The organism is Ensifer sp. 22460 (assembly GCF_052044935.1).
GTDB lineage: Bacteria > Pseudomonadota > Alphaproteobacteria > Rhizobiales > Rhizobiaceae > Ensifer.
On sequence record NZ_JBQENZ010000012.1, the window covers coordinates 111083 to 123609 of the forward strand.

Sequence of the window (12527 nt, forward strand, 5' to 3'; positions counted from 1 at the left end):
CTGGCCGAGATGCCGATTGTCCGGAACGCGACGAGAAAGACGACACGATGGCACGCATGAAGAAGCGCGCACTGCGCCGCAAGGACGGGGTCTGGGATCCACTGGCCGACAGCTCGCAGAGCCGGCAGCGAGCGCAGACGGTCCCGATCACGCCGCAATCGGCATCGCCCTCCTATCGCCTCGCCTATATCGACGACGATTTCCTTTGCCGCGAGGAACTGCGCCCGGTCCGTCTGCAGCTCGAACTCATGAAGACCGAGATGATGCTGGAAGAACGCGGCATCAATTCCACCATAGTGATGTTCGGCGGTGCCCGCATTCCCGAGCCCGGCGGTGATGCCTGGGCGGCAAAGAACGAGACCCAGCGCAAGAACCTCGAGGCGGCCTCGGTCTATTACGAGGAAGCGCGCAAGTTCGCGCGGCTCTGCTCCGAGCATTCGGCCAAGCTGCACCACAAGGAATATGTGGTCGTCACCGGCGGCGGACCTGGCGTGATGGAGGCGGGCAACCGCGGCGCCCACGATGTCGGTGCACCGTCGATCGGCCTCAACATCGTGCTGCCGCATGAGCAGGCGCCGAACCGCTTCGTGACGCCGGAACTGTCGTTCAACTTCCACTACTTCGCCATCCGCAAGATGCACTTCCTCTTGCGTGCCAAGGCCGTCACCGTCTTCCCCGGTGGCTTCGGCACGCTCGACGAGCTCTTTGAAACGATGACGCTGATGCAGACCGGACGTCTGGCGCTGGTGCCGCTCATTCTCTTCGGCGAAAAGTTCTGGCGTTCGATCGTCAACTTCGAGGCGCTTGCCGAGTTTGGCACGATCGCACCCAATGACATCGATCTGGTACACTTTGTCGAAACGGCGGACGAAGCCTGGGAGATCATTGCCCGCTTCTACGAAACCGTCGATCCGAAGTCGGTGCCGATGGCGAACGGGCGGCGCTAGGCGCGGCGTTCAATAATGCACATAGCCCCTTGCGCGGGTTGCAAGGGGCTATGGGTCAGGCAGGAGCCTCTCCACCGGGCGGTGGAAAGAGGGGGATGCTCCCGTCAGATCTTCTTGGTGAAGTCGGCTGCGTCGATGACACCGTCACCGTTCTTGTCTCGCCGCTTGAACATGGTCTCGGCGGCGCTCGAAACTTCGCTCGCGCTGAGCGAGCCATTGCCATCGGTGTCGATGCGTTTGAAGGCCTTCGGCCTGAGACCCGGCAGCATCGTTGGGCGAACTTCCTTGACCTTGGCAAGGGCCGCTTCGCGCTCGGTGCCAGTCTTGTCCTTGGCCTCTTTCCAGGCCTTGCGTGCCTCGCGGAAGGCTTCGCGTTTGGCCTTCATCTCATCGGCGCTGATCTGGCCATCGCCATTGGTGTCGAAGGTTTTGAAGTTGTCGGAGATCCGCGCCTGGAACTCGGCGAGCGAAACCTTCTGGTCCTTGTCGGTGTCGAGCCGCTGGATCATGCGCTCGCCCCGTTGCTCGGGCGTCATCTTTTCGCGCGCGGCAAAAGAGGGGCCGGCCATGCCGGTGACGGCGACTGAGAGCGCGGTCACGGTAAGGATCAGGATCTTGTTCGGCATCATGCTTCCTTTCGATCGGGTTGTCCCTGATCGAAAGGATAGCCGGTGAAGAGCGCCGTTCCAGTTAAACTTTGGTAATTTAAGTCATTGGCCGCAAAGAGGTTTTTTGCTGGCCAAATTGTGTCGGTCAGAGATCGGACAGGACGTGGCGCAGGAAGCCGGTGAGGTCCTCCGTCACGTAGTCGATCTGCTCATCCGTATCGTTCGACTTCTCCCAGGACTCCGCAAACGTGTATTCGAGGTTGTGCGGCACCAGCAGCACCGTCTTCATGCCGAGCGCCTTCGGCACCAGGAGGTTGCGCGGCAGGTCCTCGAACATCACGGCGTTCCGGGTGTCGACCCGGTGCAGGCTCATGAACTTGTCATAGGTCTCACCAGCCGGCTTCGGCACGAAATCGGCGGCAACGATGTCGAAGATGTCGTCGAAATGGTCGAGGATCCCGAGCGCTCGCGCCGTCATCTGCGCATGCGCGACACTGCCGTTGGTGAAGATGAACTTGCGGCCTGGAAGCGACTTGATGGCTTCGCCGAGTGCCGGATCCGGCGGCACGATCGAGTAGTCGATCGCATGCGCCTGCTCGAGGAACTCGTTCGGGTCGATGCCGTGGTGGATCATCAAACCTTTGAGCGTCGTGCCGTGGTCGCGGTAGTAGTCTTTCTGCAGCTTCTTCGCATCGGCCGGGTCCAGCGACAAAAGCTTCGCCACATAGGCCGTCATGTTGCGGTCGATTTGCGCAAACAGGTTGACGTGGTGCGGATAGAGCGTGTTGTCGAGGTCGAAGACCCAGTCGGTGACATGGGCGAAGTCGGATTGGTTCGGCAGGCGGTTGAGCTTTTTCATGACCGCCTTATGACATGGGGAAAGGTGGCGGCAAATGAGAAAAATGCAAATCGCTGCTCGGGCCGCAATGCTGGCGCATAGAATTCCACTTTGAATTGTCAAACCGGCGTGGCATCTTCCGGCGCGCGGTTTTGGCTCGGGGGAATGTAGGTGCCAATGTCGGACGAACTGTTCTATCTGCTGTTTCTGTTCGGATTCTATTCGTTCACTGTCGGGACCTATTTCGCGCTCGGTTACGGCATCACTTGGCTCAACGAGCGCAATCCCGAGCGAAAGATCCAGAAGGGACGCGGCTCCGACAAGCGGCGCAAAGCCGAGATCCGCCAGAGCCTGGCATCGATGTTCAGCGCCTGCCTGCCGCTGACGATCGGCCTCTATGCGCAGCAGAAAGGCTGGGCGCCGGCACCCTGGGATTTCAGCTGGTGGTGGGCGGTGCCGTTCTTCGTGCTCAGCATGATCCTCTACGATGCCTGGTTCTATTTCATGCACCGGCTGCTGCACACCAAGTGGCTCTATCCGCTGCATGCCCTGCATCATAAAAGCGTCGCGCCGACGATCTGGAGCACCTATTCGGAAGATGTCTTTGACAACTTCCTGCTTCAGAGCTTTTCCGCCGTCGTCGTTTTCGTCGTGCCGTTTCCGCCAGTGATCCTCATCGGGCATAGGCTGTTCGAGCATTTCAATGGCATGATCGGGCATTGCGGCTTCGAGTATTTCGCCACGTCGACGGCCCGTTATCCGTCTCCCCTGTTGTGCACGACGTTCCATGACCAGCACCATTCAGGCTTCAAATACAATTACGCCAACTATTTCTCGTTCTGGGATCGTGTGCTCGGCACGCTCGCACCCAACTACGATCAGCGCGTGAAGACGTTTGAGGACGAGGCGCCGCGGATCGCGATCAATCCGTCCGTTGTGCTCGCCGAGGCTCAGGAAAAGGCGGACTGAAACGCTGGAGCGCGCGGGGCCTTGGCAATGCCGGGAGCCGCGTGCTAGCTCGCAGCCATGGAAACCTGGGTCCTCATCACCGTCGCTGCGGCATTCCTTCAGAACGTCCGCTCGGCCATGCAGAAACACCTGAAAGGCGTCATGGGCACGACGGGCGCGACCTTCGTGCGCTTCGGCTTCGGCCTGCCTTTCGCCTTTCTCTATCTGTTTCTGCTCTGGCAGGTGGCCGGTCGTCCGCTTCCAGTGCCGAATGGCACGTTCTTCCTCTGGGCTATTATCGGCGGGCTGGCGCAGATTGCTGCGACCTTCCTGCTCGTCCACCTCTTCTCGTTCCGCAACTTTGCTGTCGGCACTGCCTATTCCCGCACCGAGCCGGCGCAGGCGGCGGTGTTTGGCCTTATCTTCCTCGGCGAAAAGGCGAGCCAGGGAACCCTGGTGGCAATCGCCATCTCGGTCGTCGGCGTGATGCTGATCTCGGTGGCGCGCACGACACTCAGCCCACGCACGCTCGTGACCTCGGTGTTCAGTCGCACGGCCGGCATCGGTCTGCTGTCAGGTACGTTCTTCGGTCTTTCGGCCGTTTCCTATCGTTCGGCCTCACTGGCGCTCGCGCCGAGCCTTCCGGCGCCCGACTACATCATGCAGGCGAGCTATACGCTCGGATTCGTCATCCTGCTGCAGACCGTGGTCATGCTGATCTGGATCGTGCTTCGCGAGCGTGACGAGCTGCCACGCATCGCCGCCGCCTGGAAGCCCGCCTTCGTCGTCGGCTTCGTCGGCGCATCCGCCTCCTTCGGCTGGTTCATGGCGATGACGCTGCAGCAGGCCGCTGTCGTCAAGGTCGTGGCGCAGGTGGAAATGCTCTTCACCTTCGCCTCGTCCTTCTTCATCTTCCGCGAATGGATCAACCGGCTCGAACTTTTCGGCTGCCTGCTGATCGTGCTCGGCGTGGTGATGCTCGTACTGATCTGAAAACGCGTGCTGATCTGAAAAAATAGGCGCCCGAAAACCGGCGCCTTCGCGCATGCGGGCGTGGTAGAACGCCTGCATGTTGTTCGATCTTCCCTCCGATGAAACGCTCTACGACGCGCTGATCGCGCGAAGCACCGAATACGAAGGTGCTGCCTTCGTTTGCGTCAAGACGACAGGCGTCTTCTGCCGCCTGTCTTGCCCCGCCCGCAAACCGAAGCGCGAGAACACGATCTTCGTGGGCTCTATCGGGACCTGCCTGGAGACGGGTTTCCGTCCATGCCAGCGCTGCCGGCCGCTCGCGACGTTCGGCGCCAAGGACCCGCTCGTCGAGGACCTGCTGCAGGCGCTGGAAGCGGCACCGGAACGGCGCTGGAGCGAGGACGATATCGTTCGTCGTGGCCTCGATCCCTCGACGGTCCGGCGCGCTTTCAAGCGCAGCCTCGGCATCACTTTCCTCGATCTCGCGCGTCATCGTCGCCTGGGGCTGGCCGCCCGCCAGCTTGCCGACGGCGGCCGGGTGATCGATGCCCAGCTCGAGGCCGGATACGAATCGCCAAGCGGCTTTCGTGCCGCATTCCAGAACCTGCTCGGCGACGCACCGGCGGCAGCGCAGGGGAGGGCCCTGCTTTTCTCCGACTGGATCGAAACGCCGCTCGGGCCCATGGTCGCCGTTGCCGATGCCACGCATGTGCATCTGCTCGAGTTCCACGACCGCAAGGCGCTGCCGACCGAACTGGAGAAACTGAAGAAAGGGACACGCTCGGCCATTGTATCAGGCAGAACGGCGCCGATCGACCAGATCGAAAGCGAGCTCAACGGCTATTTCGCGGGCAAAACGGGTGCTTTCGAAACGCCGCTCGCACCGGGCGGCACGGCCTTCGAACGCAACGTTTGGGCGCAGCTTGCAAAAATTCCCGTCGGCGAAACGCGATCCTATGGTGACATTGCCCGCGAGGTCGATACGATCCAGGCCGCGCGTGCCGTGGCCAAGGCCAACGGTTCCAACCGGATCGCCATTGTCATCCCCTGCCACCGTTGCATCGGCTCGGACGGTTCACTGACGGGGTATGGCGGCGGGCTCTGGCGGAAGCAATGGCTGCTCCGGCACGAAGGAAAACTGAAACCCAAGGGATTGTTCGTGGAGGAAATGCAATGAGCCAGAAGGAAAAGGCGCTCGCCTTTGCTGCCCTGCATCGGAAGGGCGACCCGGTGGTGCTCTATAATATCTGGGACGCCGGCAGCGCCAAGGCCGTGGCCGAAGCCGGTGCCAAGGCTCTTGCCACCGGAAGCTGGTCGGTGGCGGCCGCCCATGGTTTCGGCGATGGCGAGAAGGTGCCGATGGCGTGGCTCGCCGATGTCTCGCGGCTGATCGTGGCTTCGACGGAGCTGCCCGTCACCGTTGACTTCGAAGGCGCCTATTCCGACGATCCGGCGACCGGCGCTGCCAATGTCTCGCGCATTCTCGATGTCGGTGCCATCGGCATCAACTTCGAGGACCAGGTGGTCGGCAAGGGCGGCGTGCATGCGGTCGAAAAGCAGGCGGCACGCATCCGCGCCATTCGCGAGATGGCCGATAGGCGCGGCATCCCGTTGTTCATCAATGCCCGCACCGACCTGTTCCTGCAGGAGAGCGATGAGACGCGGCACGGCGGCCTCGTCGACGAGGCGATCGCGCGCGGCAAGGCTTTCGCCGAAGCAGGCGCTAACGGCTTCTTCGTGCCGTGGCTGGTGGACGAAGGCCTGATCGCCAAGGTTTGCGCCGCCTCCAGCCTGCCGGTCAACATCATGATGCGGCCGGCAGCGCCCGACGTGAAGACGCTTGCCCGCGCCGGCGTCGCGCGCATCAGCCATGGCCCGTTCCCCTACCGGGCGATGATGGAGAAGCTGAAAGCCGCAGCGACCGAGATCTACAAGGGCTGATCGGGCATCGCCCTCAAAAGGAAAGCGGGAGAAGGCCGATGCCGTCTCCCGCTTCTTTGTTTGATACGGTGTAGGTCGTTAAAGTCGATCAGGGCACGATCAGCGTGCCGGCTCCGCGCTCGGTGAAGATTTCGAGCAGCACCGAGTGGGCCGTCTTGCCGTTGAGGATGACGACGCCCTGGACGCCCGCCTTGATCGCCTCGATGCAGGTCTCGACCTTGGGGATCATGCCGCCGGAGATCGTGCCGTCGGCGATCAGCGCGCGGGCCTGGGAAACCGAGAGCTCCTTGATCAGGTTGCCCTGCTTATCGAGAACCCCGGGAACATCCGTCAGGAACAGGAGGCGCGTGGCGTTCAGCGCACCGGCGATGGCGCCGGCGAAGGTGTCGGCGTTGATGTTGTAGGTGTGGCCGTCGCGGCCGGGCGCCACCGGTGCGATGACCGGGATCATCTCCGAGCGGGCGAGCAGGTCGATCAGCGTGCGGTCGACTTCGACCACTTCGCCGACGAAGCCGAGATCGAGGACGCGTTCGATGTTGCTATCCGGATCCTTGATGGTCTTGCGTGCCTTTTCGGCGAAGACCATGTTGCCGTCCTTGCCGCAAAGGCCGATCGCCCATTCGCCCGTCTGGTTGATGAGCGCGACGATCTCCTTGTTGATCGAGCCGGCAAGCACCATCTCGACGATCTCGACCGTCTTCTCGTCGGTGACGCGCAGGCCGCCCTCGAACTTCGATTCGATGCCCATCTTCGTCAGCATCGCGCCGATCTGCGGGCCGCCGCCGTGCACGACGATCGGGTTGACGCCTGACTGCTTCAGAAGCGCGATGTCGCTGGCAAAGGCGCGGCCGAGCTCGCTGTTGCCCATGGCATGGCCGCCATATTTGACGACGATCGTCTTATTTTCGTAGCGCTGCATATAGGGCAGGGCCTGGGTGAGCAGGCGTGCCTGGATTTCACTTTCATTGGCGGACATGGCGGACCCTCGAAAAATACCGGCTGCTGTTTAGCGCAAGTTCCGGACCGATGGAATGATCGGCGAGCAATATAAAGCCGGAATGACGGAGATGGCTGGTGCATTGTGATCCGCGCCCTATCTCTGTTTACGGACGAGATTTTGGGGCGCACGCTGAATGATCGAGGAGGATGTAGCCGCGTTGCTTGGTCGCGTCTCGCTTGGCGATCGCGACGCCTTCGCCGAACTCTACCGGCAGACGAGCCCGAAACTCTTCGGCATCTGCGTTCGTATCCTCGGAAATCGGGGTGAAGCGGAAGAAGCGCTGCAGGAAATCTACGTCAAGATCTGGCAGCGGGCTGACCGATTTTCCCAAGGACAGGCGGCGGCGACGTCCTGGCTGGCGGCCATTGCACGCAATCAGGCGATCGACGTCGTCAGGGCGCGAAAACCGGCCGCCAACGCGATTGACGAAGCCTACGATTTGGCTGATCCTGCTGCCGATCCGGAAAAATCGGCGGTCGTCAGAGCAGAGGGCAGGCGGATCGACGCCTGCATGGAGGAGCTTGAAAAGGACCGCGCGGAGGCGGTTCGGCGTGCCTATGTCGAAGGTCTGAGTTACCAGGAACTGGCGGATACCTTCGCTGTGCCGCTGAACACGATGCGGACTTGGTTGAGGCGCAGCCTCATGAAGTTGCGAGAGTGTATGGAGCGATGACGACACCAACCCCAGAGGGCCGAGACTTCCGCCGCGACGAGGTGATCGCCGGCGAATATGTGCTTGGCGTGTTGTCTGCTGACGACCGACGCAAGGTCGAGGCCCGTCTTGCCTCCGATCGCAACTTCGCCGCCATGGTCGACCGCTGGCAGAGCAATCTCTCCTCCTTCGACGAGGCCTATGACGCGGTGGTGCCCCCACCCAGGAGCTTTTCGGCAATCGAGCGGCGGCTCTTCGAAACGGCGCGGCCCGAGCCGGTCACGCCGCGCCGCGGGCTGTGGAATTCACTGGCCCTTTGGCGGAGCCTGGCACTGGCTTCGCTGGCCGCTGTCATGGTCATGGGCGCTTCGCTCGCCGGCCTGTTCGAAGCGCCTTCGGCCGGCACCTCGCTCGTCGCGGAACTCGCCGGCAAAGGCACTGCCATCGATCTCGTCGCCCACTTCGATCTGGCATCGGGGCGGCTGAAGGTAACGCCGGTTGCAGCAAGGCAGGCGGAGCAGAAATCGCTCGAGCTTTGGCTCATCAATGGCAGCAATCCGGCGATCTCGCTCGGCGTGCTGCCGCAGTCCGGCGAAGGCGAGATCACCGTTCCATCCGCCTTCCAGTCGAGAATTTCGGCAGGCTCGGTTCTTGCCGTCAGCGTCGAACCACTGGGCGGATCGCCGACCGGATCGGCGACCGGGCCGATCATCGCGCTCGGCAAGGCGCGAAACCTCTAATCCGCCACAGAGCAAGAATTACCATTTTCTATCAGATAGATACGTTTCAGGAAAATTCCTGAAACTCTTTCTCTCGTGCTTCCGTTGCTTGTTATGTTCCCGCGGTGGGAACGGCAGCTTCGGCGGGGCGGCTCACGCGTCGCCTCCCTCAACAGGAAGGAAGAGAAAGATGTTCACGTCTGCTATCCGCACTCTGGCGACAGCGTCCCTTCTTGCGGCAAGCGCACTTGTCGCCCATGCCGAAAATCCGATGGTCGGCGGCGCGCCGATGTATGCGGAGAAGAATATCGTCGAGAACGCCGTCAATTCGAAGGATCACACCACGCTGGTCGCGGCCGTCAAGGCAGCCGGTCTGGTAGAAACCTTGGAGGGCAAGGGCCCGTTCACGGTGTTCGCTCCGACGAACGCCGCCTTCGACGCGCTGCCCGCGGGCACGGTCGAGACACTTCTTAAACCGGAAAATAAGGAGAAGCTCACCAAGATTCTGACTTGCCACGTTGTTGCCGCCGACGCGATGTCCTCGGCGATATCAGGCATGATCAAGGACGACGGTGGCGAACATGACGTGAAGACCGTCGGCGGTTGCGTTCTCAAGGCCAGGGAGGATGGCGGCAAGCTGATGCTGACCGACGAGACCGGCGGCACGGCGACAGTAACGATCGCCGACGTCAAGCAGTCGAACGGCGTCATCCATGTGATCGACAAGGTGCTGCTGCCGAAGGGTTGACGAGCTTGCGCCGAGGCGGCGGTTCGTCGTCCCGGCGCTTTGCCAGCGGCCAGATGGCCGCTGGCTTTTCGAACCGCGCCTCACGGTGCTTTGATCCGCATTGTTTTGCCGTCGTTGTGGCCGGTCGCTATGCTCGCGAAAGGATCGGTAGGGGAGGCTTTCATGATCAACCGGCGCGTCTTCCTGTTGGCGGGCTCCGCATTCGCCGCGGTGCCGATAATCCAAAGTCTCACGCCGCTCGCCCGGGCCGCCGGCGGCGAATCCTTCGAGATCGTTAGGAGTGATGAGGAGTGGCGGGCGGTTCTGACCGACGACCAATACCGAATCCTGCGGCATGAGGATACCGAGCGCCCCTTCACCAGCGCTCTCAACCACGAGAAGCGCAAGGGTCTCTTCCAATGCGCCGGTTGTGCGCTTCCGCTTTATTCGTCCGAGGCGAAGTATGACAGCGGCACCGGCTGGCCCAGCTTCTGGCAGTCATTGCCCGGCGCCGTGGCAACGCGCGAGGACACTTCCCTGTCCATGACCCGCACGGAGTGCCATTGCCGCCGCTGTGGCGGGCACCTCGGCCATATTTTCGATGACGGTCCACCGCCGACCGGCAAGCGCCATTGCATCAATGGCCTGGCGCTTGCCTTCGTACCGGCCGCCAAATCCAGCTAGCACTCCGGCTGGTGCGCTACAGCGCCGCGCGTCTTATCAGACGCGCAACGGTCGCTGTAGCACTTTGATTTACTGCATGTCTTCGTCCTTGAATCGAGGTCGATCTAAGGAGACATGCAGTAGCATCGGGCGTTCCGAATGTTCAGAACGACCCGGCCGGCGGCGAGGCTGCCGCGGCGCCGGAGAGTGCAGCCTGAAGCTTCTGCTCCTGTTCCGGTGAAAGCGACGTCTTCAGGACGCGGCCGCGCAGGTCCGGGAATTCGGCGAGCACTTTCTCAGGCTGAACCTTCCGCACGAGGATGAACAGTGCCGAGGAATTGTTTGGAATGGTGTTGCCGAGCGATTTGATGAACTCGTCGTCGATGCCGTAGTCCGTCAGCGAACCGGAGAGGGCGCCGGCACCGGCGCCGAGCGCGCCGCCGATCGCAAAGCCCGCCAGCGGGTTGAGGAAAAGAAGGCCGACGAGCCCGCCCCAGATCGAACCGGAAAGCAGCCCGGACGTGGCACCGACGGCCGTCAGGTTCAGGCTCTGCTTGAGATGAACCTTGCCTTCCGTGTCGCGCACGACCACGACCGCGTCCTCGAGGTCGATCAGGTATTCCTTCTTCAGCCCGGCGAGCCGGACCAGAACCCTATCGGCTTCCTCAGGGGAATCGAACCCGACAACGATCAAATCGGACATGACTTTCTCCTATCTCTGGCCGCGCCACCGATGTGGACGCAACGCAGAGATAGAGCGGATTGCATGTCGGGGTAGTGACAGAGATCAAAGACTTTGGGTCGATCGACCCCGTGCGCAGCGCGCGGTTCAAGACGCGCTTCGAACGCTTTCCAGGATCCCCTTAGCGGGCGATCGCCGTGCCGATCGCGGCACGCAGTTCGTCGATCCCCTCGCCCTTTTCCGAGGAGGTCGAGAGAACCTCCGGGAAGGCTGCGGGATGCTTCTTGATCTTCTCGAGCGTCTCGGCGATCAGCCGCGGCACGCCGGCGGCCTTGATCTTGTCGGTCTTGGTGAGCACGACCTGGTAGGAAACAGCCGCCTTGTCGAGCAGGGCGAGCACGTCCTCGTCATTCTTCTTGATGCCGTGGCGGGAGTCGATCAGCACATAGACGCGCTTCAGCGTCGAGCGGCCGCGCAGATAGTCGAACACCAGCTTCGTCCAGGCGTCGACCTGCTCCTTCGGCGCCTGGGCATAGCCGTAGCCCGGCATGTCGACGAGCGCCATCGGCGGCAGGTCGTCGGCCTCGCCGGAATAGCCATCGGGTACGAAGTAGTTGAGTTCCTGCGTGCGGCCCGGCGTGTTGGAGGTTCTCGCCAGCCCCTTATGGCCGACCAGCGCATTGATCAGCGACGACTTGCCGACATTCGAGCGGCCGGCAAAGGCGATTTCCACCGGTCCCTCCGGCGGCAGGAACTTCATGGCGGGCACGCCGCGAATGAAAATCCACGGCCGGCCGAACAACGGCTTGTCGTCTTTGGTTTTGCTTTCGGCCATCGGCGGTCGGTCCTTCATCGAGAAAGTCCATGGCTTCCCGGTTTTGGCCGTGGATGTCAAGGCGTCGGCGTGCGGACCGGCCGTGTGGGGATGGTTTGCGCCCGCCGGAACTCGTTGAAGAGATAGGCAAGCAGCGCCAGAAAGATGAAGGTGCCGCCGATGATCGTCCGGCTGCTCGGCACTTCGCCATGAATGATCGCGACCCAGAGCGGACCGAGCACGGTTTCGGCGGTGCCGAGCAGGGCGGCCAGCGCCGAAGGCACCAGCCGGGCACCGGTGACGAAGAGCGCCATGCCAAGCCCGAGGTTGAAGGCGCCGAAGACGAAGAGAAGTGCCAATTCGCCCGATGTCACCGCAAGCCCGGAAGACTGGCCCCCCGCAATGGCGCTGGCGGCGAAGCAGCCGAAGCAGGTGGCGGGCGTCATCCGCACATGCGGATAGCGGCGCGTGATGACGGTTGCCAGCGCGAAGACCACAGGGATCAGCAGCGCCAGCGCATCGCCAACCGGCGACACGCTGCCCGTCAGGCTTTCCGACACCATGATCGCGACCCCGACGATGACGGCCGTGATCGCGCCCCAGGTGAAGCGCGATACCCGCTCGCGAAACAGGATCCAGCTCATCAGCGCCGCAAACAGCGGCACGCCGGCGCCGAGCAGCACAACATTGGCAATCGTCGTATAGGAAATGGCGATTATGAAGGAGGTCGAGGCGATGGTGAAGCAGAGCCCGACGGCGATGCCCGGCCAGCCCATGCCCTTGAAGAGTGCCAACGTGCCGCGCGGTCCGTCGCGCACCAGCATGAAGGCAAGCAGGAAGAGGCCGGCAAACAGGCAGCGCCAGAAGACGATCGTCCAGCTGTCGGGGATCTCCAGGAAGCGGGCGATGGCTCCTCCGAAACTCCAGAAGAAGGCCGAGCCGAAGACGAGCAGGGCGCCAAGCTTCTCGTTGGCGGCGAACGGAGCGGAGGTGGCCGACGGGTCGGTCATGGCAAA

Annotated in this window: 15 protein-coding genes; 9 read left to right on the forward strand and 6 right to left on the reverse strand. The window is 62.4% G+C overall.

Annotated elements, in window-relative coordinates; all coding sequences use genetic code 11:
• Positions 1–47 precede the first annotated feature (47 nt).
• Positions 48–947, forward strand: coding sequence for an LOG family protein (locus ACTJKM_RS16820; RefSeq protein WP_057248043.1), 900 nt, complete (start codon positions 48–50; stop codon positions 945–947).
• Between the two features lie 104 nt (positions 948–1051).
• Here the strand turns inward: ACTJKM_RS16820 and ACTJKM_RS16825 are convergent, their stop codons facing one another.
• Positions 1052–1573 carry an EF-hand domain-containing protein gene (locus tag ACTJKM_RS16825; RefSeq protein ID WP_162261268.1) on the reverse strand — a complete coding sequence of 174 codons (522 nt, stop codon included), beginning with the start codon at positions 1571–1573 and terminating at the stop codon, positions 1052–1054.
• 127 nt (positions 1574–1700) lie between these two features.
• Complete coding sequence (locus tag ACTJKM_RS16830; protein WP_082615700.1) at positions 1701–2414, reverse strand: pyrimidine 5'-nucleotidase; 714 nt, start codon at positions 2412–2414, stop codon at positions 1701–1703.
• Positions 2415–2570: 156 nt separating this feature from the next.
• Here ACTJKM_RS16830 and ACTJKM_RS16835 point away from each other — a divergent pair, with 156 nt between their 5' ends.
• From ACTJKM_RS16835 to ACTJKM_RS16850, 4 genes are all read left to right on the forward strand, one after another.
• The gene (locus ACTJKM_RS16835; RefSeq protein WP_057248045.1) at positions 2571–3362 is read left to right on the forward strand and encodes a sterol desaturase family protein; all 792 of its coding nucleotides are present in this window, start codon (positions 2571–2573) and stop codon (positions 3360–3362) included.
• A 57-nt stretch (positions 3363–3419) separates the two neighbouring features.
• Positions 3420–4334, forward strand: a complete 915-nt coding sequence (locus ACTJKM_RS16840) for a DMT family transporter (RefSeq protein ID WP_057248046.1) — start codon at positions 3420–3422, stop codon at positions 4332–4334.
• Positions 4335–4410: 76 nt separating this feature from the next.
• Entirely contained in the window at positions 4411–5490 is a 1080-nt protein-coding gene (locus ACTJKM_RS16845) for a bifunctional transcriptional activator/DNA repair enzyme AdaA (RefSeq protein ID WP_058329081.1), read from the forward strand.
• On the forward strand, positions 5487–6254 hold the full coding sequence (locus tag ACTJKM_RS16850) for an isocitrate lyase/PEP mutase family protein (protein WP_058329080.1): 768 nt from the start codon (positions 5487–5489) through the stop codon (positions 6252–6254). The genes ACTJKM_RS16845 and ACTJKM_RS16850 overlap by 4 nt, the downstream gene beginning before the upstream one ends.
• A gap of 88 nt (positions 6255–6342) precedes the next feature.
• Here ACTJKM_RS16850 and argB read toward each other — a convergent pair whose 3' ends face one another.
• Positions 6343–7230 carry an acetylglutamate kinase gene (gene argB, locus ACTJKM_RS16855; RefSeq protein WP_058323632.1) on the reverse strand — a complete coding sequence of 296 codons (888 nt, stop codon included), beginning with the start codon at positions 7228–7230 and terminating at the stop codon, positions 6343–6345.
• Positions 7231–7387: 157 nt separating this feature from the next.
• Here argB and ACTJKM_RS16860 point away from each other — a divergent pair, with 157 nt between their 5' ends.
• From ACTJKM_RS16860 to msrB, 4 genes are all read left to right on the forward strand, one after another.
• Entirely contained in the window at positions 7388–7927 is a 540-nt protein-coding gene (locus ACTJKM_RS16860) for a sigma-70 family RNA polymerase sigma factor (protein WP_058329079.1), read from the forward strand.
• Positions 7924–8646 (forward strand): anti-sigma factor, encoded by a 723-nt coding sequence (locus ACTJKM_RS16865; protein WP_058329078.1) that lies wholly within the window; start codon positions 7924–7926, stop codon positions 8644–8646. The genes ACTJKM_RS16860 and ACTJKM_RS16865 overlap by 4 nt, the downstream gene beginning before the upstream one ends.
• Positions 8647–8815: 169 nt before the next feature.
• Entirely contained in the window at positions 8816–9373 is a 558-nt protein-coding gene (locus tag ACTJKM_RS16870; RefSeq protein WP_058329077.1) for a fasciclin domain-containing protein, read from the forward strand.
• 162 nt (positions 9374–9535) lie between these two features.
• Positions 9536–10036: a peptide-methionine (R)-S-oxide reductase MsrB gene (msrB, locus tag ACTJKM_RS16875; RefSeq protein WP_058329076.1), complete on the forward strand. Its 501-nt coding sequence runs from the start codon at positions 9536–9538 to the stop codon at positions 10034–10036.
• A 142-nt stretch (positions 10037–10178) separates the two neighbouring features.
• On the opposite strand, the gene ACTJKM_RS16880 is transcribed toward msrB, so the two are convergent.
• The 3 genes from ACTJKM_RS16880 to ACTJKM_RS16890 form a co-directional block, all read right to left on the reverse strand.
• Entirely contained in the window at positions 10179–10718 is a 540-nt protein-coding gene (locus ACTJKM_RS16880) for a DUF1269 domain-containing protein (protein WP_057248054.1), read from the reverse strand.
• Between the two features lie 160 nt (positions 10719–10878).
• On the reverse strand, positions 10879–11532 hold the full coding sequence (yihA, locus tag ACTJKM_RS16885; RefSeq protein WP_058329131.1) for a ribosome biogenesis GTP-binding protein YihA/YsxC: 654 nt from the start codon (positions 11530–11532) through the stop codon (positions 10879–10881).
• A gap of 56 nt (positions 11533–11588) precedes the next feature.
• Positions 11589–12521 carry a DMT family transporter gene (locus ACTJKM_RS16890; protein ID WP_057248055.1) on the reverse strand — a complete coding sequence of 311 codons (933 nt, stop codon included), beginning with the start codon at positions 12519–12521 and terminating at the stop codon, positions 11589–11591.
• Between the last annotated feature and the right edge of the window lie 6 nt (positions 12522–12527).